The organism is Bacillus sp. Pc3 (assembly GCF_000815145.1).
Taxonomy (GTDB): domain Bacteria; phylum Bacillota; class Bacilli; order Bacillales; family Bacillaceae; genus Bacillus; species Bacillus velezensis.
On record NZ_CP010406.1, the window covers coordinates 1,890,001 to 1,911,897 of the forward strand.

General features: G+C 46.9%; 22 protein-coding genes, 5 tRNA genes, 4 rRNA genes and 1 pseudogene (1 of these 32 only partly in view). 3 read left to right on the forward strand and 29 right to left on the reverse strand.

Annotation, left to right across the window (positions count from 1 at the left end):
* The 9 genes from SB24_RS08785 to SB24_RS08825 form a co-directional block, all read right to left on the reverse strand.
* A 16S ribosomal RNA gene (locus SB24_RS08785) occupies positions 1-855 on the reverse strand; it reaches 695 nt to the left of the window's first position.
* Positions 856-1,156: 301 nt separating this feature from the next.
* Positions 1,157-1,233: transfer RNA gene (locus SB24_RS08790), tRNA-Pro, on the reverse strand.
* Positions 1,234-1,249: 16 nt separating this feature from the next.
* A tRNA-Arg gene (locus SB24_RS08795) sits at positions 1,250-1,326 on the reverse strand.
* 32 nt (positions 1,327-1,358) lie between these two features.
* Positions 1,359-1,433: transfer RNA gene (locus tag SB24_RS08800), tRNA-Gly, on the reverse strand.
* A 333-nt stretch (positions 1,434-1,766) separates the two neighbouring features.
* Positions 1,767-1,839, reverse strand: a tRNA-Thr gene (locus SB24_RS08805).
* Between the two features lie 2 nt (positions 1,840-1,841).
* Positions 1,842-1,916, reverse strand: a tRNA-Asn gene (locus SB24_RS08810).
* A 46-nt stretch (positions 1,917-1,962) separates the two neighbouring features.
* A 5S ribosomal RNA gene (gene rrf, locus SB24_RS08815) occupies positions 1,963-2,078 on the reverse strand.
* A 50-nt stretch (positions 2,079-2,128) separates the two neighbouring features.
* A 23S ribosomal RNA gene (locus SB24_RS08820) occupies positions 2,129-5,058 on the reverse strand.
* A 175-nt stretch (positions 5,059-5,233) separates the two neighbouring features.
* Positions 5,234-6,783 (reverse strand): 16S ribosomal RNA (locus SB24_RS08825).
* The 16S, 23S and 5S rRNA genes sit together here with 5 tRNA genes alongside, the layout of an rRNA operon.
* Before the next feature lie 339 nt (positions 6,784-7,122).
* Here SB24_RS08825 and pdaB point away from each other — a divergent pair.
* Positions 7,123-7,887 (forward strand): polysaccharide deacetylase family sporulation protein PdaB, encoded by a 765-nt coding sequence (gene pdaB / locus SB24_RS08830; RefSeq protein ID WP_020955228.1) that lies wholly within the window; start codon positions 7,123-7,125, stop codon positions 7,885-7,887.
* On the opposite strand, the gene kbaA is transcribed toward pdaB, so the two are convergent.
* Positions 7,888-8,484 carry a KinB-signaling pathway activation protein gene (kbaA, locus tag SB24_RS08835; protein ID WP_007410420.1) on the reverse strand — a complete coding sequence of 199 codons (597 nt, stop codon included), beginning with the start codon at positions 8,482-8,484 and terminating at the stop codon, positions 7,888-7,890.
* A 107-nt stretch (positions 8,485-8,591) separates the two neighbouring features.
* On the opposite strand from kbaA, the gene gerD reads away from it, so the two are divergent.
* A complete protein-coding gene (gene gerD / locus SB24_RS08840; protein ID WP_007410419.1) occupies positions 8,592-9,149 on the forward strand; it encodes a spore germination lipoprotein GerD in 558 nt (185 codons plus the stop codon).
* 32 nt (positions 9,150-9,181) lie between these two features.
* Here gerD and SB24_RS08845 read toward each other — a convergent pair whose 3' ends face one another.
* From SB24_RS08845 to SB24_RS08855, 3 genes are all read right to left on the reverse strand, one after another.
* The gene (locus SB24_RS08845) at positions 9,182-10,234 is read right to left on the reverse strand and encodes an Mrp/NBP35 family ATP-binding protein (RefSeq protein ID WP_007410418.1); all 1,053 of its coding nucleotides are present in this window, start codon (positions 10,232-10,234) and stop codon (positions 9,182-9,184) included.
* Between the two features lie 79 nt (positions 10,235-10,313).
* Positions 10,314-11,027, reverse strand: a complete 714-nt coding sequence (cwlD, locus tag SB24_RS08850; protein WP_007410417.1) for an N-acetylmuramoyl-L-alanine amidase CwlD — start codon at positions 11,025-11,027, stop codon at positions 10,314-10,316.
* Positions 11,028-11,087: 60 nt separating this feature from the next.
* Entirely contained in the window at positions 11,088-11,531 is a 444-nt protein-coding gene (locus SB24_RS08855; RefSeq protein WP_007410416.1) for a DUF2521 family protein, read from the reverse strand.
* 130 nt (positions 11,532-11,661) lie between these two features.
* Here SB24_RS08855 and SB24_RS08860 point away from each other — a divergent pair, with 130 nt between their 5' ends.
* Positions 11,662-12,135, forward strand: a complete 474-nt coding sequence (locus SB24_RS08860) for a DinB family protein (RefSeq protein WP_033575231.1) — start codon at positions 11,662-11,664, stop codon at positions 12,133-12,135.
* Positions 12,136-12,148: 13 nt separating this feature from the next.
* Here SB24_RS08860 and SB24_RS08865 read toward each other — a convergent pair whose 3' ends face one another.
* The 16 genes and pseudogenes from SB24_RS08865 to SB24_RS08935 form a co-directional block, all read right to left on the reverse strand.
* Positions 12,149-12,916, reverse strand: coding sequence for a class I SAM-dependent methyltransferase (locus SB24_RS08865; RefSeq protein WP_007410414.1), 768 nt, complete (start codon positions 12,914-12,916; stop codon positions 12,149-12,151).
* A gap of 137 nt (positions 12,917-13,053) precedes the next feature.
* On the reverse strand, positions 13,054-13,446 hold the full coding sequence (rpsI, locus tag SB24_RS08870) for a 30S ribosomal protein S9 (RefSeq protein WP_003225846.1): 393 nt from the start codon (positions 13,444-13,446) through the stop codon (positions 13,054-13,056).
* Between the two features lie 20 nt (positions 13,447-13,466).
* Positions 13,467-13,904 (reverse strand): 50S ribosomal protein L13, encoded by a 438-nt coding sequence (gene rplM / locus SB24_RS08875; protein ID WP_003225844.1) that lies wholly within the window; start codon positions 13,902-13,904, stop codon positions 13,467-13,469.
* A gap of 159 nt (positions 13,905-14,063) precedes the next feature.
* Positions 14,064-14,807 (reverse strand): tRNA pseudouridine(38-40) synthase TruA, encoded by a 744-nt coding sequence (gene truA, locus SB24_RS08880; RefSeq protein ID WP_015416678.1) that lies wholly within the window; start codon positions 14,805-14,807, stop codon positions 14,064-14,066.
* Between the two features lie 12 nt (positions 14,808-14,819).
* The gene (locus SB24_RS08885) at positions 14,820-15,617 is read right to left on the reverse strand and encodes an energy-coupling factor transporter transmembrane component T family protein (RefSeq protein ID WP_039252959.1); all 798 of its coding nucleotides are present in this window, start codon (positions 15,615-15,617) and stop codon (positions 14,820-14,822) included.
* On the reverse strand, positions 15,614-16,483 hold the full coding sequence (locus SB24_RS08890; protein ID WP_003156552.1) for an energy-coupling factor ABC transporter ATP-binding protein: 870 nt from the start codon (positions 16,481-16,483) through the stop codon (positions 15,614-15,616). Before SB24_RS08890 ends, SB24_RS08885 begins: the two co-directional genes overlap by 4 nt.
* Entirely contained in the window at positions 16,459-17,304 is an 846-nt protein-coding gene (locus SB24_RS08895) for an energy-coupling factor ABC transporter ATP-binding protein (RefSeq protein WP_007615256.1), read from the reverse strand. Before SB24_RS08895 ends, SB24_RS08890 begins: the two co-directional genes overlap by 25 nt.
* A gap of 131 nt (positions 17,305-17,435) precedes the next feature.
* A complete protein-coding gene (gene rplQ / locus SB24_RS08900; RefSeq protein WP_003156550.1) occupies positions 17,436-17,798 on the reverse strand; it encodes a 50S ribosomal protein L17 in 363 nt (120 codons plus the stop codon).
* A gap of 77 nt (positions 17,799-17,875) precedes the next feature.
* Positions 17,876-18,820, reverse strand: coding sequence for a DNA-directed RNA polymerase subunit alpha (locus SB24_RS08905; protein WP_003156549.1), 945 nt, complete (start codon positions 18,818-18,820; stop codon positions 17,876-17,878).
* Positions 18,821-18,996: 176 nt separating this feature from the next.
* Entirely contained in the window at positions 18,997-19,392 is a 396-nt protein-coding gene (rpsK, locus tag SB24_RS08910) for a 30S ribosomal protein S11 (protein ID WP_007410409.1), read from the reverse strand.
* Positions 19,393-19,412: 20 nt separating this feature from the next.
* Positions 19,413-19,778 carry a 30S ribosomal protein S13 gene (rpsM, locus tag SB24_RS08915; protein ID WP_003156545.1) on the reverse strand — a complete coding sequence of 122 codons (366 nt, stop codon included), beginning with the start codon at positions 19,776-19,778 and terminating at the stop codon, positions 19,413-19,415.
* Positions 19,779-19,800: 22 nt separating this feature from the next.
* On the reverse strand, positions 19,801-19,914 hold the full coding sequence (gene rpmJ / locus SB24_RS08920; RefSeq protein ID WP_003156543.1) for a 50S ribosomal protein L36: 114 nt from the start codon (positions 19,912-19,914) through the stop codon (positions 19,801-19,803).
* Positions 19,915-19,947: 33 nt separating this feature from the next.
* Positions 19,948-20,166, reverse strand: coding sequence for a translation initiation factor IF-1 (gene infA, locus SB24_RS08925; RefSeq protein ID WP_003156508.1), 219 nt, complete (start codon positions 20,164-20,166; stop codon positions 19,948-19,950).
* Positions 20,144-20,465 (reverse strand): annotated as a pseudogene (locus SB24_RS20415) (KOW domain-containing RNA-binding protein). The gene infA and the pseudogene SB24_RS20415 overlap by 23 nt, the downstream one beginning before the upstream one ends.
* A gap of 24 nt (positions 20,466-20,489) precedes the next feature.
* Positions 20,490-21,236, reverse strand: a complete 747-nt coding sequence (gene map, locus SB24_RS08930) for a type I methionyl aminopeptidase (protein ID WP_007410408.1) — start codon at positions 21,234-21,236, stop codon at positions 20,490-20,492.
* The gene (locus tag SB24_RS08935) at positions 21,233-21,886 is read right to left on the reverse strand and encodes an adenylate kinase (protein WP_039252962.1); all 654 of its coding nucleotides are present in this window, start codon (positions 21,884-21,886) and stop codon (positions 21,233-21,235) included. Before SB24_RS08935 ends, map begins: the two co-directional genes overlap by 4 nt.
* Positions 21,887-21,897: the final 11 nt, after the last annotated feature.

Below are 21,897 nucleotides of genomic sequence, written 5' to 3' on the forward strand. Positions count from 1 at the left end.
GGCGGAAACCCCCTAACACTTAGCACTCATCGTTTACGGCGTGGACTACCAGGGTATCTAATCCTGTTCGCTCCCCACGCTTTCGCTCCTCAGCGTCAGTTACAGACCAGAGAGTCGCCTTCGCCACTGGTGTTCCTCCACATCTCTACGCATTTCACCGCTACACGTGGAATTCCACTCTCCTCTTCTGCACTCAAGTTCCCCAGTTTCCAATGACCCTCCCCGGTTGAGCCGGGGGCTTTCACATCAGACTTAAGAAACCGCCTGCGAGCCCTTTACGCCCAATAATTCCGGACAACGCTTGCCACCTACGTATTACCGCGGCTGCTGGCACGTAGTTAGCCGTGGCTTTCTGGTTAGGTACCGTCAAGGTGCCGCCCTATTTGAACGGCACTTGTTCTTCCCTAACAACAGAGCTTTACGATCCGAAAACCTTCATCACTCACGCGGCGTTGCTCCGTCAGACTTTCGTCCATTGCGGAAGATTCCCTACTGCTGCCTCCCGTAGGAGTCTGGGCCGTGTCTCAGTCCCAGTGTGGCCGATCACCCTCTCAGGTCGGCTACGCATCGTCGCCTTGGTGAGCCGTTACCTCACCAACTAGCTAATGCGCCGCGGGTCCATCTGTAAGTGGTAGCCGAAGCCACCTTTTATGTCTGAACCATGCGGTTCAGACAACCATCCGGTATTAGCCCCGGTTTCCCGGAGTTATCCCAGTCTTACAGGCAGGTTACCCACGTGTTACTCACCCGTCCGCCGCTAACATCAGGGAGCAAGCTCCCATCTGTCCGCTCGACTTGCATGTATTAGGCACGCCGCCAGCGTTCGTCCTGAGCCAGGATCAAACTCTCCGATAAAGTAGTTTGACTGACTACGCACATCGCTGTGCGATTTATTTAAAACTTTGAATTAACAGGTACGTTTTGTCTTGTTTAGTTTTCAAAGATCATTACCGCTTGTTGAAGCAGCTTTATTATCTTACCACTCAGCTTCTTTTATGTCAACAACTTTTTTCAAGTTGTTTCCGAAGCTTTTAGTTGTTGTCTGCTGTTCATCAGCGACGTTTAATAATATACCACGGTGTCTCTCTATAAATCAAGCATTTTTTTAAAACAGAGAAAAAAAGAAAACCAGTATATTATCTTTAAAGTTTGAGAATGGTCGGGAAGACAGGATTCGAACCTGCGACCCCATGGTCCCAAACCATGTGCTCTACCAAGCTGAGCTACTTCCCGATTTTTAAATATATTATGGCGCGCCCGAGAGGAGTCGAACCCCTAACCTTTTGATCCGTAGTCAAACGCTCTATCCAATTGAGCTACGGGCGCAATCAATTTCACAATATCCCGTTGGGATAAAATGGAGCGGAAGACGGGATTCGAACCCGCGACCCCCACCTTGGCAAGGTGATGTTCTACCACTGAACTACTTCCGCAAGATGTACAGCCAGAATACAGCATCAGATAACCCAAAAACTGTATTGTTATTTATTCAGTAAAACTCCAAACGGTATAACCCGCAGAATAATCTAAAGCATACTGTTCATTATGACAAAAGTAATTATATCAAGGTTTTGATAAAAGTCAATACCGATTAACAATTAATTATGTTAATCTCTTTTGCACCCTTGAAGAAAGGCTTCATCTGAAGACGCGCTAAATACCTATACCTTAACTGGTACAATCAGTAACAGATTTTTACTGAACTGAACAAAAAAATAACAGTTCCATAACATGCGGAAACTGCTTCAGATCAACGTATTTAGATAAGCTTCCAAGCGGGCTCGAACCGCTGACCTCTTCCTTACCATGGAAGTGCTCTACCTGCTGAGCTATGGAAGCAATGGCTCCGCAGGTAGGACTCGAACCTACGACCGATCGGTTAACAGCCGATAGCTCTACCACTGAGCTACTGCGGAATATTATAAGCTTCATAAACAAAAACATGGTAGATAAAATAAAAAAGCTTGGCGGCGTCCTACTCTCACAGGGGGAACCCCCCGACTACCATCGGCGCTGAAGAGCTTAACTTCCGTGTTCGGCATGGGAACGGGTGTGACCTCTTCGCTATCGCCACCAAACCATTGAGAGTGTTCTCTCAAAACTAGATAACAGTAAGCATACATTCAAATTGGTTAAGTCCTCGATCGATTAGTATCTGTCAGCTCCATGTGTCGCCACACTTCCACCTCAGACCTATCAACCTGATCATCTTTCAGGGATCTTACTTCCTTGCGGAATGGGAAATCTCATCTTGAGGGGGGCTTCATGCTTAGATGCTTTCAGCACTTATCCCGTCCGCACATAGCTACCCAGCGATGCCCTTGGCAGAACAACTGGTACACCAGCGGTGCGTCCATCCCGGTCCTCTCGTACTAAGGACAGCTCCTCTCAAATTTCCTGCGCCCGCGACGGATAGGGACCGAACTGTCTCACGACGTTCTGAACCCAGCTCGCGTACCGCTTTAATGGGCGAACAGCCCAACCCTTGGGACCGACTACAGCCCCAGGATGCGATGAGCCGACATCGAGGTGCCAAACCTCCCCGTCGATGTGGACTCTTGGGGGAGATAAGCCTGTTATCCCCGGGGTAGCTTTTATCCGTTGAGCGATGGCCCTTCCATGCGGAACCACCGGATCACTAAGCCCGACTTTCGTCCCTGCTCGACTTGTAGGTCTCGCAGTCAAGCTCCCTTGTGCCTTTACACTCTGCGAATGATTTCCAACCATTCTGAGGGAACCTTTGGGCGCCTCCGTTACCTTTTAGGAGGCGACCGCCCCAGTCAAACTGCCCACCTGACACTGTCTCCCCGCCCGATAAGGGCGGCGGGTTAGAAGGTCAATACAGCCAGGGTAGTATCCCACCGATGCCTCCACCGAAGCTGGCGCTCCGGTTTCCAAGGCTCCTACCTATCCTGTACAAGCTGTACCAACATTCAATATCAGGCTGCAGTAAAGCTCCACGGGGTCTTTCCGTCCTGTCGCGGGTAACCTGCATCTTCACAGGTACTATAATTTCACCGAGTCTCTCGTTGAGACAGTGCCCAGATCGTTGCGCCTTTCGTGCGGGTCGGAACTTACCCGACAAGGAATTTCGCTACCTTAGGACCGTTATAGTTACGGCCGCCGTTTACTGGGGCTTCAATTCGCACCTTCGCTTACGCTAAGCGCTCCTCTTAACCTTCCAGCACCGGGCAGGCGTCAGCCCCTATACTTCGCCTTACGGCTTCGCAGAGACCTGTGTTTTTGCTAAACAGTCGCCTGGGCCTATTCACTGCGGCTCTCTCGGGCTTGCACCCTAACAGAGCACCCCTTCTCCCGAAGTTACGGGGTCATTTTGCCGAGTTCCTTAACGAGAGTTCTCTCGATCACCTTAGGATTCTCTCCTCGCCTACCTGTGTCGGTTTGCGGTACGGGCACCTCTCACCTCGCTAGAGGCTTTTCTTGGCAGTGTGGAATCAGGAACTTCGCTACTATAATTCGCTCGCCATCACAGCTCAGCCTTCACGGGAAACGGATTTGCCTATTTCCCAGCCTAACTGCTTGGACGCGGATATCCAATACCGCGCTTACCCTATCCTCCTGCGTCCCCCCATTGCTCAAATGGTGAGGAGGTGGTACAGGAATATCAACCTGTTATCCATCGCCTACGCCTTTCGGCCTCGGCTTAGGTCCCGACTAACCCTGAGCGGACGAGCCTTCCTCAGGAAACCTTAGGCATTCGGTGGAGGGGATTCTCACCCCTCTTTCGCTACTCATACCGGCATTCTCACTTCTAAGCGCTCCACAAGTCCTTCCGGTCTTGCTTCACAGCCCTTAGAACGCTCTCCTACCACTGTTCGAAGAACAGTCCGCAGCTTCGGTGATACGTTTAGCCCCGGTACATTTTCGGCGCAGAGTCACTCGACCAGTGAGCTATTACGCACTCTTTAAATGGTGGCTGCTTCTAAGCCAACATCCTGGTTGTCTAAGCAACTCCACATCCTTTTCCACTTAACGTATACTTTGGGACCTTAGCTGGCGGTCTGGGCTGTTTCCCTTTCGACTACGGATCTTATCACTCGCAGTCTGACTCCCAAGGATAAGTCATCGGCATTCGGAGTTTGACTGAATTCGGTAACCCGGTAGGGGCCCCTAGTCCAATCAGTGCTCTACCTCCGAGACTCTTACCTTGAGGCTAGCCCTAAAGCTATTTCGGAGAGAACCAGCTATCTCCAGGTTCGATTGGCATTTCACCCCTACCCACACCTCATCCCCGCACTTTTCAACGTGCGTGGGTTCGGGCCTCCATTCAGTGTTACCTGAACTTCACCCTGGACATGGGTAGATCACCTGGTTTCGGGTCTACGACCACGTACTCAATTCGCCCTATTCAGACTCGCTTTCGCTGCGGCTCCGCATCTTCTGCTTAACCTTGCACGGGATCGTAACTCGCCGGTTCATTCTACAAAAGGCACGCCATCACCCGTTAACGGGCTCTGACTACTTGTAGGCACACGGTTTCAGGATCTCTTTCACTCCCCTTCCGGGGTGCTTTTCACCTTTCCCTCACGGTACTGGTTCACTATCGGTCACTAGGGAGTATTTAGCCTTGGGAGATGGTCCTCCCGGATTCCGACGGAATTTCACGTGTTCCGCCGTACTCAGGATCCACTCAGGAGAGAACGAAGTTTTGACTACAGGGCTGTTACCTCCTATGGCGGGCCTTTCCAGACCTCTTCATCTACCTCGTTCCTTTGTAACTCCGTACAGAGTGTCCTACAACCCCAAGAGGCAAGCCTCTTGGTTTGGGCTGGTCCCGTTTCGCTCGCCGCTACTCAGGGAATCGCATTTGCTTTCTCTTCCTCCGGGTACTTAGATGTTTCAGTTCCCCGGGTCTGCCTTCTCATATCCTATGTATTCAGATATGGATACCACTCCATTACGAGTGGTGGGTTTCCCCATTCGGAAATCTCCGGATCAAAGCTTGCTTACAGCTCCCCGAAGCATATCGGTGTTCGTCCCGTCCTTCATCGGCTCCTAGTGCCAAGGCATCCACCGTGCGCCCTTTCTAACTTAACCGTTAAAAAGAATCACTACGTGATATCTTGCATTACTAATTGAATGTGAATTACTTCTGTTATCTAGTTTTCAAAGAACAACATCTCGAAGAATCGAATGATCCTTCAAAACTAAACAAGACAGGGAACGTTCTGTTTATAAGACCCAAGGTCTTATATTCCGTTAAAATCCTTAGAAAGGAGGTGATCCAGCCGCACCTTCCGATACGGCTACCTTGTTACGACTTCACCCCAATCATCTGTCCCACCTTCGGCGGCTGGCTCCATAAAGGTTACCTCACCGACTTCGGGTGTTACAAACTCTCGTGGTGTGACGGGCGGTGTGTACAAGGCCCGGGAACGTATTCACCGCGGCATGCTGATCCGCGATTACTAGCGATTCCAGCTTCACGCAGTCGAGTTGCAGACTGCGATCCGAACTGAGAACAGATTTGTGGGATTGGCTTAACCTCGCGGTTTCGCTGCCCTTTGTTCTGTCCATTGTAGCACGTGTGTAGCCCAGGTCATAAGGGGCATGATGATTTGACGTCATCCCCACCTTCCTCCGGTTTGTCACCGGCAGTCACCTTAGAGTGCCCAACTGAATGCTGGCAACTAAGATCAAGGGTTGCGCTCGTTGCGGGACTTAACCCAACATCTCACGACACGAGCTGACGACAACCATGCACCACCTGTCACTCTGCCCCCGAAGGGGACGTCCTATCTCTAGGATTGTCAGAGGATGTCAAGACCTGGTAAGGTTCTTCGCGTTGCTTCGAATTAAACCACATGCTCCACCGCTTGTGCGGGCCCCCGTCAATTCCTTTGAGTTTCAGTCTTGCGACCGTACTCCCCAGGCGGAGTGCTTAATGCGTTAGCTGCAGCACTAAGGGGCGGAAACCCCCTAACACTTAGCACTCATCGTTTACGGCGTGGACTACCAGGGTATCTAATCCTGTTCGCTCCCCACGCTTTCGCTCCTCAGCGTCAGTTACAGACCAGAGAGTCGCCTTCGCCACTGGTGTTCCTCCACATCTCTACGCATTTCACCGCTACACGTGGAATTCCACTCTCCTCTTCTGCACTCAAGTTCCCCAGTTTCCAATGACCCTCCCCGGTTGAGCCGGGGGCTTTCACATCAGACTTAAGAAACCGCCTGCGAGCCCTTTACGCCCAATAATTCCGGACAACGCTTGCCACCTACGTATTACCGCGGCTGCTGGCACGTAGTTAGCCGTGGCTTTCTGGTTAGGTACCGTCAAGGTGCCGCCCTATTTGAACGGCACTTGTTCTTCCCTAACAACAGAGCTTTACGATCCGAAAACCTTCATCACTCACGCGGCGTTGCTCCGTCAGACTTTCGTCCATTGCGGAAGATTCCCTACTGCTGCCTCCCGTAGGAGTCTGGGCCGTGTCTCAGTCCCAGTGTGGCCGATCACCCTCTCAGGTCGGCTACGCATCGTCGCCTTGGTGAGCCGTTACCTCACCAACTAGCTAATGCGCCGCGGGTCCATCTGTAAGTGGTAGCCGAAGCCACCTTTTATGTCTGAACCATGCGGTTCAGACAACCATCCGGTATTAGCCCCGGTTTCCCGGAGTTATCCCAGTCTTACAGGCAGGTTACCCACGTGTTACTCACCCGTCCGCCGCTAACATCAGGGAGCAAGCTCCCATCTGTCCGCTCGACTTGCATGTATTAGGCACGCCGCCAGCGTTCGTCCTGAGCCAGGATCAAACTCTCCGATAAAGTAGTTTGACTGACTACGCACATCGCTGTGCGATTTATTTAAAACTTTGAATTAACAGGTACGTTTTGTCTTGTTTAGTTTTCAAAGATCATTACCGCTTGTTGAAGCAGCTTTATTATCTTACCACTCAGCTTCTTTTATGTCAACAACTTTTTTTACGTTGTTCCCGAAGCTTTTTGTTGTTGTCTGCTGTTCATCAGCGACGTTTAATAATATACCATGCATTCTTTAAATTTAGCAAGTGTTTTTTTCATTTTTTTAAAACGTATTTCGTTATATTCATCTCCGCCGCGGCATACGATGTAATCAAGCATGGACAAGATAAGGAGGCGTCATCAGTGAATCACTTCTACGTGTGGCACATCAGAAGGATAAAACAGCTGCTTATTATTATCATTGCCGCATTTGCAGCAGCCAGCTTTTTTTATATACAGAGAGCCGTCCCCCTTCCTGTATTTTTAACTGATAGCGGCCCAAAGGCTATTTCAAAAGGGGAGACGAGAGCGGGGGAAGTCGCATTAACATTCGATATCAGCTGGGGCGATGAAAAGGCGGTTCCGATTCTGAACGCGCTAAAAGCAAACGGTATTAAAAACGCTACTTTTTTTCTATCAGCTTCTTGGGCGGAACGGCACCCGGACACAGTTGAACGTATGGTAAAAGACGGACATCAAATCGGCAGCATGGGATATGCGTATAAGAATTATACCAACCTAGAGGACAATGAAATAAAAAAAGATATCCTCCGGGCCCAGACCGCATTTAAAAAGCTGGGTGTGAAGAATGTTCATTTACTCCGCCCGCCGACCGGACAATTTAATAAAAAGGTTCTTACCATTGCACAGCAGTACCACTATTCAGTGGTTCATTACAGTGTTAACTCGCAGGATTGGAAAAATCCCGGTCCTGATAAAATCATTGAAAATGTAAACAGTCATATAAAAGGCGGCGACATTGTTCTGCTGCACGCCTCTGATTCAGCAACACAGACTGAAGAAGCGCTCCCCGCCATCATTCACAATTTAAAGCAAAAAGGACTGAAAAACGTGACCGTCGGCGACCTGATCGCAAATACTGACGTCAAGTCATCAGAAGTGAAATAATTACCTCTGGGCAAACTTCGGCAGCATTAGCAGCTGAAACGCATTGCAGCCCATCAGCGGAATCAGCATCAAATAAAGCCAGTCCTCATTATTCACTCGTAGCGCAGGAACCCATTCAAGCGCTGTAATAACAACCATTAAAAATAATGATGAAACGAACGTATTTTTTGAGGACTGCTTTTGTTTTATATACGCCGTCAACAGGCCGACGGCAAGCAGAGCCAGCGGCAGCCAGACAAACCCCGCAATCGAGTCATCCCGCTCTCCGAAAAACAAAAATCTGACGTACATTAAATCAAAAGCGACAAACAGAATGATAAACAGCTGAAGCAGATTCCAAAGCGAGCTTGATCTGAGAATTTCAAGGGCAAACCGGTGCACCGTCAGAAAAACGAAGAATCCCATCTGGCTGATCACACTGAAAATCATGCCCACCCCGATAAACCAGATCAGAACGGAGAAAATCTGACCGGCCTCAAAATTCAGAAAGAACCCCTTGTACTCCCCCCACTTCAGAGCAAATCCCACGACGCTTGTAATAAGAGCGCCCACAGCTAAAATCGAAAAGAAAAATCGAACAAGCCCGCGGCTTTTCATCTCTTATTCATCCCCCTGACAATCGCGTTCAGCGATATTTTGTTATGTATAAATCCATTCCGATGAATCATATTAAAAATAAGTACAAGTAAGGAAGGAGCTTATGCATGTCAAAAGCCAAAACGCTATTGATAAGCTGTTTTGTTTTATTATCTGTAACAGCTTGTGCTCCAAAAGACCAAGCAGCGGATATGGATTATGACCAGACTAAAAAAATGGTTGTTGATATATTAAAGACCGATGATGGAAAAAAGGCAATTAAGGAAATATTAAATGATGATGCGATGAATGAGGCATTGGTGATTGATCAAAATGCCATTAAAGGCACAATAGAGAAAACCCTCACCTCTAAAAAAGGGGCGGAGTTCTGGAAAACCATTTTTGAAGACTCAAAATTCGCCGAGAGCTTTGCAAAAACTCTTCAGCCCGAGCATGAAAAAATCATAAAAAAACTGATGAAAGACCCTGATTATCAGAAAAGTTTTATGCAGATCATGCAGGACCCCGGCATGGATAAAAAATACTATGAGCTGGTGAAAAGCCAAAAGTTCCGCAGTTACTTAGAAGATGTAATTACAGAGACACTTTCCAGCCCGCTTTTCAAAAAGCAATTCGAGGATGAATTGAAAAAAGCAGCTTCAAGCTCTGAAAAAGAAAGCCAATAAAAGGCCGGGCCGTGTTGATCCCGGCCCCTTTTTTATTCAGCTGTTTTTTCAATGACTTTCTGGGCGATCCCCATATAAATTTCCCCGATCGGATGACTTCTGTCATAGACAGAAGGCGCAAACTGATCCTTGTCCCAATCAGGCTGTTTTAAAGGAATTCTGCCAAGCAGCGGCACTTGCAATTCCTCTGCAAGCTTATCTCCACCGCCTTGACCGAACACATATTCTCTCTCGCCGGTTTTTGCACTTTCATAGTAAGCCATATTTTCAATGACCCCTACAACTTCATGATCGGTCTTAATCGCCATAGAACCCGCTCTCGCCGCTACAAATGCGGCTGTAGGGTGCGGCGTTGATACGATAATCTCTTTGCAGCTCGGAAGCATCGTGTGTACATCGAGCGCCACATCACCAGTGCCGGGCGGCAGATCAAGAACGATATAGTCAACCTCTCCCCAGTCAACTTCATGGAAGAAGTTATTCAGCATCTTGCCCAGCATCGGCCCTCTCCACACAACCGGAGCGTTTTCTTCGACGAAAAAGCCCATCGACATAACCTTTACTCCAAATCTTTCGACAGGAAGCAGTTTTTCTCCTTCTACTGTCGGGCGAACTGTAATACCCATCATGTCCGGCACGCTGAATCCGTATATATCCGCATCGATCAAGCCGACTTTTTTTCCGAGCCGCGCAAGAGAAATGGCCAGGTTGACGGAAACCGTTGATTTGCCGACACCGCCTTTTCCGCTTGCCACCGCAAGAAAGACCGGCGGATGTTTCCTATTCAGCAGGGTTTCGCTTTCAGCAGCCGGCCGGCTGAATTTCGCCAATGTTTCTTCCGGCAGCTCTTCAAACCGCAGTCCCACAGTTTCCGCACCCGCTTCTTTCAGAACGGATACGATTTCCTGCTGAATACCCATCTGTTCAGCCGTCCCCGTTTTTGCCAATGCAATTTTCACACTGACATGCCGTTTTTCCGGCTTGATCTTTACTTCTTTAATGGCATCCAATTCTCCCAGCGGTCTATGAAGAAAAGGTTCGCGCATGTTTCCGACTATATTTCTTACTTCATCTTCTCTTATCATCGAACCCTCACCCTTTGTGTATTCGTTTACAAATGGTATTATACCATATATTAAACATAGAATCGGCGAAAAACCCTCCTTACTCGGGAGGGTCTCCTTTCTCTGTGAAGTATCTCAATACGCCCTTATACACGGAAGAAGCGATTTTGTCCTGATATTTGGGCTGGCCGAGCCTTTTCGCTTCCGCGGGATTGGACAGAAATCCGATCTCCACCAGCGCGCCCGGTTTGGTTACATTCTGCATTAAGTAAATGCCGTGTATCCGTTTCGCCTTTCTCGTTGTATTCTCCAAATTGATTCTCAATTCGTCCTGTATATATTTTGCCACTTTTTCATTTTCTTCGTATTTTCCATAGTAGAAGCTTTGGGCGCCGCTCCATCTCGGTGACGGTATGGCGTTCAGATGAATGCTGATATAAAGCTCCGCCTCTGAACGGTTGATGATTTCCACGCGCTTTCTCAGATCTTCCGCTTTGCGTCTGCTGTAGCCTTTCGTCCCTTCAGGAGCTAAATCAGTATCCGTCTCCCGCGTCATAATGACCAAAGCTCCCTGCTCCTGCAAATAGTCTCTGACCCTGGAGGCCACTTCGAGAGTAATGTCCTTTTCAAGGTGACTGCCTCCCGTGGCGCCTCCGTCCGGCCCGCCGTGTCCCGGATCGAGATAGATGATTTTCCCGCTCAGCGGCAGACTCCACGGCCGCCAGGAATCATCATTATGGAATTGAAACCGGAATAAACACAATAATATGATAAAGCCAAGTAAAAAACCGAGCCATTTCAGCTTTTTTGTCATACCTTTCCCTCCCGCTTGTCCCCGTTATTAATAAGTATGGGACAAGGGAAGAAATTATGATTACCTCATGCGGAGCTTACATTGTTTTTCTCTTTGCAGAAATCCTTCCGTCCACCAGCTGTTGATAAACCGGCAAGACGCTTCATAGATTTCTTTTTGTTCAACGGAAGAATATTGCTCATGCGTCCAATTGCAAAGATATTCAAAAAAATCGACCGTCAGTTCTTCCTCTTCTTCAGCCGAACGGGCGTTTGCCCTCTGCAAAGACTCACCATAATAGCCAAAGACGCCGAACCGGCCGCCTAATAAATACGCTTCAATTGCAAAATCTATGCATCCTTCACTCAGAATGCCGTTTTCGTCTTGAAGAAAGGGAAACAAAGGGGTAAGACATGCTTTTACGGACTGAATGATCTGCGTCAGTGACAGCTCCTTTAGTAAACTCTTCTCAAGCTCAAAATCCTTCTGGCGTTTCACGTCTGAAAAAGATAATACTTCTGCCATTGCCAGCCACGCTCCTTTTTACTGTTATTTTGAAAGGAAAAGGGAAAAAGCATGCTTTGTTGATAGTGGAAATCCTCCCAAATGAAGGAGTTTTATGTTAACTGGAAGAATAAAGAGCTGAGGTGACGTTATGAAAAAGCTGTTTCAATACAATTGGACGGTGCGTGACGAGTGGTTTATGATATGTGAAAAGCTGAGCCGGGAGGAACTGACGAAAACCCGGACGGGCGGAATGAAGAGCATCTTGCGCACTTTATTTCATATCATTGATGTCGAGATCAGCTGGGCTCGTGCCATTTTAGGTAAAGATGATGTTTTACCTGCTGAGTCTGACTATACGAGCATTCAGGATCTCAGAAAACTGTCTGAACAGTATCGGGAGGATGTCATTCATGCGGTCTCCCTCAAAGGATCGGATCTTGTTAAGCCGGGCTGGATGGACCAAACCTTTCCTAAAGAAGATATTCTCCGCCACATCCTTGCGCATGAGATTCACCATATGGGACAACTGTCGGTTTGGGCCAGAGAAATTGGAGTAGAACCGGTTTCGGCTAATGTGATCAGCCGTCCGCAGGAAAAAGCCGCAAAAAAACAGCACCTCTGACGGGATGCCGTTTTTATATTTTAATGCTTCTTGTTACGGAGTATGTATTAATGTATTCATCCAGCACGAGGCCGCCTTTGTCCTCGTAAAAACCGGCAACCATGAAGCCTGCGTCAATCTGACCTTTAATTTGATCCTCCAGCGTATGACCGAATTCAAGCGCTTCATGATTATCAATAAGTTCCTTTACCTTTTTCTTACTCAGATCTTTTTCATCCGAAAACGGAATGGAATACTTTACTTTTAGTACGCCTTCCTGCTCTAAATCCATATCAAATAAGAACACGACGGGATTTACAAAACCGGAGACTAAAGACCCGCCTTTTTTCAATACGCGATGAGCTTCTTTCCATACCGGAAGAACCGTATCAACAAAGCAATTCGATACCGGGTGCACGATAAAATCAAATGACTCATCATCAAAACAGCTCAGATCATTCATGCTGCCTTTGACAGTCCGCAGCGTAAGATCGTCCCGCTCGGCAACCATTCTGTCTTGCGCAAGCTGTTTTTCCGAATTGTCAAAGATGGTCACGTCCGCTCCTGCAGCAGCAAGAACCGGCCCTTGCTGTCCGCCTCCTGAAGCGAGACAAAGAACCTTCAGACCGTCTATGGGCGGAAACCAATCCGCCGGCACATCTTTTCCGGGGGTCATTCTGATGCTCCAATTGCCTTTTTTCGCTTCACCAATCGTATGAGAATCAACCGCAACCGTCCATTCATTGCCTGTTTCGACTTTTTTATCCCATGCCTTGCTGTTATGTATGACTAACTTATTCATTATAACTGCGCTCCTTATTGGTAATGAATAGAGTATAACAAACAATTCTAGAAAAACATCGGATAACCTCTTGAATATGAGAAAAAAATACAAAAAAACCACAACCAAGAAGTTGTGGTTTTTGCCATCCAAAACGATTAACGTTTTGAGAACTGAGGTGCACGACGAGCGCCTTTAAGACCGTATTTTTTACGTTCTTTCATACGAGCGTCACGAGTCAGAAGACCAGCACGTTTAAGTGTTGCACGGTATTCTGGATCTGCTTCAAGCAAAGCACGAGCGATACCATGACGGATTGCTCCAGCTTGACCAGATAAGCCGCCTCCATGTACGTTTACTAAAACATCATAAGTACCAGCTGTTTCAGTTAAAGTTAATGGTTGTTTGATATCTTCGATTAGAGCTGGAGATGGAATGTGCTCGCTGATTTCACGATTATTAACGACGATACGACCTTCACCTGGAACTAAGCGCACACGCGCTACAGAACTTTTACGACGGCCAGTACCGTAATATTGAACCTGTGCCAAATTGGTAACCTCCTTTTTAATTAACCGCGAAGTTCGTAAACTTCAGGTTTTTGTGCTTCATGTGGATGCTCAGATCCACGGTATACGTTCAATTTCTTGAACATTTGACGACCTAGAGAACCTTTTGGAAGCATGCCTTTGATAGCAAGCTCAAGCATTTTCTCAGGGTAGTTTGTACGCATTTCAAGAGCAGTTCTTGATTTTAATCCGCCTGGATGTTGAGTGTGACGGTAGTAGATTTTGTCAGTTAACTTTTTACCAGTTAACTCGATTTTTTCAGCGTTGATGATGATCACATGATCTCCAGTATCAACGTGCGGTGTGTAAGTCGGTTTGTGTTTCCCGCGAAGGATAGATGCAACTTCTGTAGAAAGACGTCCTAAAGTCTTGCCTGCTGCATCAACAACTAACCACTTGCGTTCAATAGTACTTGCGTTAGCCATAGGTGTTGTACGCATTGAATTTCCCTCCTAAATAATCTGTCATTTTCAATAATCTTCGATTACGTTCTATTTCACAACACAATAAGTTCCGGGGCTTATCGTGGGGTTGAAATACATACCATATGATATCTTATAACTTTATGCAGACTCTGTCAAGAAAATGTTACACCTGGTTTAGTTGTCATAGCAAACGCTCCATAAATACAGCCCGTGCCCCGGTGCGGTGCGCCCCGCGGCTTCGCGATCCTTCGCTTCGAGCATTGCTTTTACATCATCGGGAGAAAATTTTCCAGCTCCTGTATCCAATAACGTTCCGGCAATGATTCTGACCATATTATAGAGAAAACCGTTTCCGGTGATCCGCATCTGCAGGCCGTCTCCGGTCTCAGTCCAATCCAGCTCGTAAATCGTTCTGACTTTATCCTGAACCGCGGTATCAGCCGCGCAAAAGCTTGTGAAATCATGTGTCCCGACGAGGTGCCTTGAAGCTTCCCTCATTTTCTGCACATTAAGCGGATATGCAAAATGGTAAGCGTAATGTCGTTTAAATACGTCCGGGTGTTTCTCCGTATATACAAAGTAGCGATATTCCTTTTGGACCGCGCTAAATCGTGCATGGAACCCATCATCCGCAATCTCTGCTGTTTTGACGGCAATATCATCAGGCAGCAGGGCATTGAGCGCAAACGGCCATTTCTCAGCCGGGATGGACAGCGGTGTATCAAAATGAATGACCTGCCCGGCAGCATGAACATCGCTGTCCGTGCGGCCGGATGAGTACACAGGCACTCTGCCGTCCGTTTTATGGATGACGGCCAGCGCTTTTTCCAATTCACTTTGAACGGTCCGCTTTCCAGGCTGAACCTGATATCCGTTAAATAAATGCCCGTCATAAGCAATGGTACATTTCACTCTCATTCAGCAGCACCTCTAACTTCTTAAGAAAAACAATAACACGGCTAATACGATGATGAGCAGAATGGCTCCGGTATCCTTTCCGGTCCAGACGAGCTTTCTGTATTTCGTTCTCCCCTCACCGCCCCGGTAGCCTCTCGCCTCCATGGCGACCGCAAGCTCTTCCGCACGTTTAAAGGCGCTGACAAACAGCGGGACAAGCAGCGGAACAACCGCTTTGATTCTGTCTTTCACCGGGCCGCTTGTAAAGTCCGCACCCCTCGCCATTTGCGCCTTCATGATTTTATCTGTCTCTTCCATCAATGTCGGGATAAATCGCAATGATATCGACATCATCAATGCGAGTTCGTGTACGGGCAGCTTCACCTTTTTAAAAGGATTCAGGAGCTGCTCCATTCCATCCGTTATTTCAATCGGCGTTGTTGTCAGCGTCAGCAGCGTCGTCATAAAGATAAGGTAAACGAAACGGAGGGAGATAAAAATCCCCTGTATAAGTCCGCCCTCATACACTTTAAACCAGCCAAGCTGAAAAATGACAGATCCTTCATGCGTCATGAAAATGTGTAATAAAAAGGTAAACGCCACAATCCAGATAATCGGCTTAAGCCCCTTCAGCAAAAAGCTGAACGGCACGCGAGTCAAGGCGATCACCCCGAATGTAAACAAACCGAGCAAAGCGTACGTCTGTACGTTGTTTGCCAAAAAAACGATACATACAAAAAGAAAGATGCTGACAAGTTTTGTTCGCGGGTCCAATCGGTGAATAAGCGATGATCCGGGAACATACTTTCCGATAATCATGCTGTCCATCATTGGTCCTTTTCCTCCTGAAAGAAAGCCTTGATTTCACTGGCGGCATCCTGCAGGGTCAGCATGGGTTTTTCATACTTGACTCCGAGAGCCTCCTCAAGCCGTCTCTGAAACTTCACCGATTCAGGAAGATCCAGTCCCATTTCGGCCATCTCTTCACCTTTTACAAACAAGTCACGCGGACTCCCCGTCGCTTTAATGGTCCCTTTGTGCATGACGATCATTTCGTCGGCATAACGGGCGGCGTCCTCCATGCTATGGGTGACGAGAACGGTAGTCAGGTTTCCCCGCTGATGAAGCGCATAGAACATGTCCATAATGTCCTGGCGCCCTCTCGGATCAAGACCGGCCGTCGGTTCATCCAAAACCAGCACTTCCGGCTCCATCGCGAGAACGCCGGCAATCGCCACTCTGCGCATCTGGCCGCCGCTGAGCTCAAATGGTGAACGATCCAAAATGTCTTCCGGAAGGCCCACAAGCCCCAGCATTTCTTTTGCTTTCCGTTCAGCGTCTTCTTTTTTTACACCAAAATTCATCGGTCCGAATGCGATGTCCTTCAGCACAGTCTCTTCAAACAGCTGATGTTCGGGAAATTGGAAAACGATTCCGACTTTTTTTCGCAAAGTCTTAAGATCTTTATTCTTTTTACCGGCTGCCAGAATCGTGCTCCCGAGTTCAAGCTGTCCTTTAGTCGGTTTCAGCAACCCGTTTAAATGCTGCAGGAGCGTCGATTTGCCCGACCCTGTATGCCCGATGACGGCAACGTAGCTGCCCTCTTTTATCACGGCATTGATATCATACAGAGCCAGCCGTTCAAACGGTGTCTTCATTTGATAGCGGTGTTCTACATCTTTGATTTTAATGTCCACAGCTCATTCACCAGCCCTTCCTGAGTCAGATGGTTTTTCGTTAACGCCAGTCCGCTTTCTTTCAAAAGCAGGCTGAGCTGGAATGAGAAAGGCAAATCAAGACCGATGCGAACCAAGTCTTCGTTTAATTTAAAAATCTCTTCAGGCGTGCCCTCTGCATATTTCCTGCCGCCGTTCATCACAATGATCCTGTCCGCCCTTGCGGCTTCTTCCAGGTCATGTGTTATCGAAATGACGGTGGCCATGCCCTGATCTTTTAAGCGTCTGACAGTATCAAGGACTTCTTCTCTCCCAATCGGGTCAAGCATGGATGTCGCTTCATCCAAAATCATAATATCAGGACGCGCGGCAATAATTCCCGCGATCGCCACTCTTTGTTTTTGACCTCCGGAGAGATGGTGCGGCTCTTGATCAAGAAAATCCTGCATATTGACTTGTGTGACAGCCCAATCTACTCTCTCAATCATTTCTTCGCGCGGAACACCATTGTTTTCTAAACCAAAAGCCACATCATCGCGAACAGTCGTTCCGACAAATTGGTTATCGGGATTCTGAAAGACCATCCCTATTTTTTTTCGCACATCCCACACGGTATCCTCAGTCAGTTTGATGCCGCCGACTTCAATTTCTCCGGCCTCGGGCAAAATCAGTCCGTTCAGTGCTCTGGCCAAAGTCGACTTCCCTGAACCGTTGTGGCCTACGATAGCAAGCCATTCTCCTTCGTATACCTCCAGACTCACACCGTCCAACGCCGGTCTTTCTGCATCTTTGCGGTAGCGGAATAGAATGTCTTTTACGGATATAAGCTGTTTTTGATCCACGGGCGCCTGACCTCCTCTCAGCTATAGCTCTGCTTTTCTGTCTCATGATAAAAAGTTCTGATATCTAAAAAAAGGGCATAGATCCAGTTAGAAACTGTCCCGCCCTTCTTTAGATACACAAAAATATGTGATTAAACCAATTCGATGATTGCCATTGGTGCACCGTCACCACGGCGAGGACCAAGCTTCATAATACGTGTGTATCCGCCTTGGCGCTCCTCGTAACGAGTTGCAATGTCAGAGAATAATTTTTGAAGTGCATCTTGGTTATTTTCTTCATTAGCAACCTCGTTGCGAATGTATGCAGCTGCTTGACGACGAGCATGCAAGTCACCGCGCTTACCAAGAGTGATCATCTTTTCAACAACAGAGCGAAGTTCTTTCGCACGTGTTTCAGTTGTTTCAATTCTTTCGTTGATGATCAAATCTGTTGTAAGATCACGAAGCATAGCTTTACGCTGTGAACTCGTACGTCCTAGTTTTCTGTATGACATGTGATGTCCCCTCCTTTAATGGAATGCTGTTTCTAAATAAAAAACACACGAAAATCCTAGTTCACATGGAAACTAGATCAATCGTCTTTGCGAAGGCCGAGTCCAAGTTCTTCTAGTTTCGCTTTCACTTCTTCAAGTGATTTGCGTCCCAGGTTGCGAACTTTCATCATATCTTCTTCCGTCTTGTTCGCAAGTTCTTGAACCGTGTTAATGCCCGCACGCTTCAAGCAGTTGTAAGAACGGACAGAAAGGTCAAGTTCCTCAATCGTCATTTCAAGAACTTTTTCTTTTTGATCCTCTTCTTTTTCAACCATGATTTCAGCATGCTGAGCTTCGTCAGTTAAACCGACGAATATATTAAGGTGTTCAGTTAAAATCTTTGAACCGAGAGCAATTGCTTCCTTCGGTCCAGTGCTTCCGTCAGTCCAAACATCAAGTGTAAGTTTGTCATAGTTTGCAACCTGGCCTACACGAGTGTTTTCTACCTGATAAGATAAACGAGAAACTGGCGTAAAGATTGAATCGATCGGAATCACGCCGATTGGCTGATCGTCTCTTTTGTTCGAATCAGCAGGTGTATACCCACGTCCTCTTTGTGCAGTAAGGCGAACTCGGAAACTCGCATTCTCACCAAGAGTCGCGATATGAAGATCCGGATTAAGGATTTCAACATCGCTGTCGTGTGTAATATCAGCTGCTGTGACAGTTCCTTCGCCCTGTACATCAATTTCAAGCGTCTTCTCTTCATCAGAGTAGATTTTCAATGCAAGCTTTTTAATGTGCAAGATTATCGTTGTAACATCTTCCACAACGCCTTCGATTGTCGAGAATTCGTGCAGTACACCATCTATCTGGATCGATGTTACAGCGGCACCAGGGAGTGAGGATAAGAGGATACGACGTAAGGAGTTACCCAGAGTTGTACCATATCCACGCTCAAGCGGCTCTACGACAAACTTACCAAATTTGGCATCGTCGCTGATTTCAACCGTTTCGATTTTTGGTTTTTCAATCTCGATCATTACTTAAAACCCTCCTTCAAAACGTCGAAACCTCGAATAGAATCATATGAGATTCCATCCGAAATTCCCCATTGTTTAGTCCCGTATGTGCTCAGGCAACGAGTCGGTGCATTCGTTTCATAAATAACTGTATCATAACCCATTATTGACAGGGACACAAAATCTATACAAACAAATTACACGCGGCGACGTTTTGGTGGACGGCATCCATTATGAGGAACAGGAGTTACGTCTCTGATAGCTGTAACTTCAAGTCCGGCAGCTTGTAAAGCACGGATTGCAGCTTCACGGCCAGAACCTGGTCCTTTAACAGTTACTTCAAGAGTTTTAAGTCCGTGTTCGATTGAACCTTTAGCAGCTGTTTCAGCAGCCATTTGCGCAGCAAAAGGAGTAGATTTACGAGAACCTCTGAATCCTAGAGCTCCGGCACTTGACCAAGAAAGAGCATTACCATGAGTATCAGTGATCGTAACGATCGTGTTGTTGAAAGTTGAACGAATATGAGCGATTCCTGACTCAATATTCTTTTTCACGCGACGTTTACGCGTGTTTTGTTTACGAGCAGCAGCCATTGTTTAGGTACCTCCCTTACTTATTTTTTCTTGTTAGCTACAGTACGACGCGGACCTTTACGAGTACGCGCATTGTTTTTAGAGTTTTGTCCGCGAACAGGCAAACCTCTGCGATGGCGGATTCCGCGGTAGCTTCCGATTTCGATCAGACGCTTGATGTTAAGAGAAACTTCACGGCGAAGGTCACCTTCTACTTTCAGTTTGTCAATAACATCACGGATTTTACCAAGTTCTTCTTCAGTAAGATCACGCACACGAGTATCTTCAGAAACACCAGCCTCTTTCAAGACTTGCTGAGCCGTTGTGCGGCCAATTCCGAAGACATATGTTAAAGAAATAACAACACGTTTGTCACGTGGGATATCTACACCAGCAATACGAGCCATTCTCTGGGCACCTCCTTATTAATTATCCTTGTTTTTGTTTATGCTTTGGATTTTCACAGATCACCATTACTTTTCCTTTTCTGCGAATAACTTTACATTTCTCGCAGATTGGTTTAACTGATGGTCTCACTTTCATGTGTTTCCAACCTCCTTCAGTTTCCGGAGTGCTTTATTTGTAACGGTACGTAATCCTGCCACGAGTTAAGTCATATGGAGATAATTCTACCGTAACTTTGTCTCCAGGTAAAATGCGAATGAAGTGCATGCGGATTTTACCAGATACGTGAGCCAAAACCGTATGGCCATTTTCGAGTTCAACTTTGAACATCGCGTTTGGCAGTGTTTCGACAATCGTACCTTCCACTTCAATTACATCGTCTTTCGCCATTCAAGTGTTCTCCCTTCTTCAAATCAGTAACTTGCTCTCTGACAAATTTCAAAAGAGAAAATCTCAGTTATCCGTTTGTCACACGCCCTGTTTCGTTTATACTGTTCTGAACTTCCGGAGATACGCAATCATAAAGGGTGAATGATTGATATTCTTTTTCTAAGGAGAATGAAATGTACGCTTTTCTCCGTCTGCTTTAGTACACGATGATGAATCTTCATTCCGATGACAGCAGCTAGCCTGTTTTTCTTCCGACCAATTGTAAACCTACAATCTGCCCAGGTGCGGAATGAAAACATGTGTCAAGGAATTCATTTCATCATCTAGACTTTTGTCAGTATATCAAAACCCGTTTCCGTAATCGCAATCGTATGTTCAAAATGAGCACACTTTTTCCCATCTACCGTTACAACCGTCCAGTTATCAGCCAATGTTTTCACATATCGGCTGCCAGCGTTAACCATCGGTTCTATAGCGAGAACCATACCAGGCTTCAGCCTAGGTCCTTTGTTTGGCGGACCGTAATGAGGAATTTGCGGATCCTCATGCAAGTCTTGACCAACACCATGTCCGACATACTCCCTAACAACTGAAAACTGCTCATTTTCGACATACGTTTGTATTGCGTGGGAAATATTCGACAAACGTTCACCTGGTTTTGCTTCCTTCAAGCCTTTATATAAAGACTCCTCTGTTACTTCCAGCAGTCGTTTATCATCATCACTGATGTTTCCTACCGGATATGTCCAAGCAGAGTCACCATGATAACCATTTAATTTAGCACCGATATCAATGCTGATAATGTCACCGTCACGTAAAACCCTTTTACCGGGTATTCCGTGAACGAGTTCTTCATTAACTGATACACAGATGCTCCCGCGAAACCCATTATACCCCTTAAAAGATGGGATTGCACCCTGCTTCTCAATAAAACGTTCGGCAATTTGATCCAATTCTTTTGTCGAGATTCCTGGTTTAATGTGCTTTTTCATCTCTTCATGAGTCAAAGCCACGATTCGCCCTGCTTCCCGCATGATGCCAAGCTCACGAGGGGTCTTACAGATAATCATTTGCTCAATCCTCCAAGAAGCTCTTTCACATCTTTGTACACGTCGTTAATGTCCTGCTGGCCATTGACGTTGACAAGATACCCTTTCTCAGAATAAAAATCGAGTAAAGGCTGAGTCTGCTTCATGTTGACCTCAAGCCGTTTTGAGACGGTTTCCTCATTATCATCTGCCCGTTGATAAAGGTCTCCTCCGTCTTTATCACAAACATCCGGCGTTTTCGGCGGATTGAAAACCAAATGATAGGTTGTGCCGCAAACACTGCAAATTCTGCGTCCAGTCAAACGTTCCATTAAAGAGTCTTTGTCTACTTTAATGTTAATGACATAATCAATCGGCTTGCCGTATTCCTCAAGAATGTTTTCAAGAGCTTCAGCCTGAGCGACTGTTCGCGGAAATCCGTCCAGAAGAAAACCTCTTTCACAATCATCTTTGCCTAGTCTTTCTTTGACAATGCCGATTGTGACTTCGTCCGGTACGAGCTCGCCTTTATCAATATAAGACTTTGCTTCGAGTCCGAGTGGTGTTTCTTCTTTCATAGCAGCACGGAACATATCTCCCGTTGAGATATGAGGTATCCCATAATCCTCAACAATTCGTTCTCCCTGTGTGCCTTTACCGGCTCCAGGAAGTCCCATTAAGACTAAGTTCATTCGGATTTCCC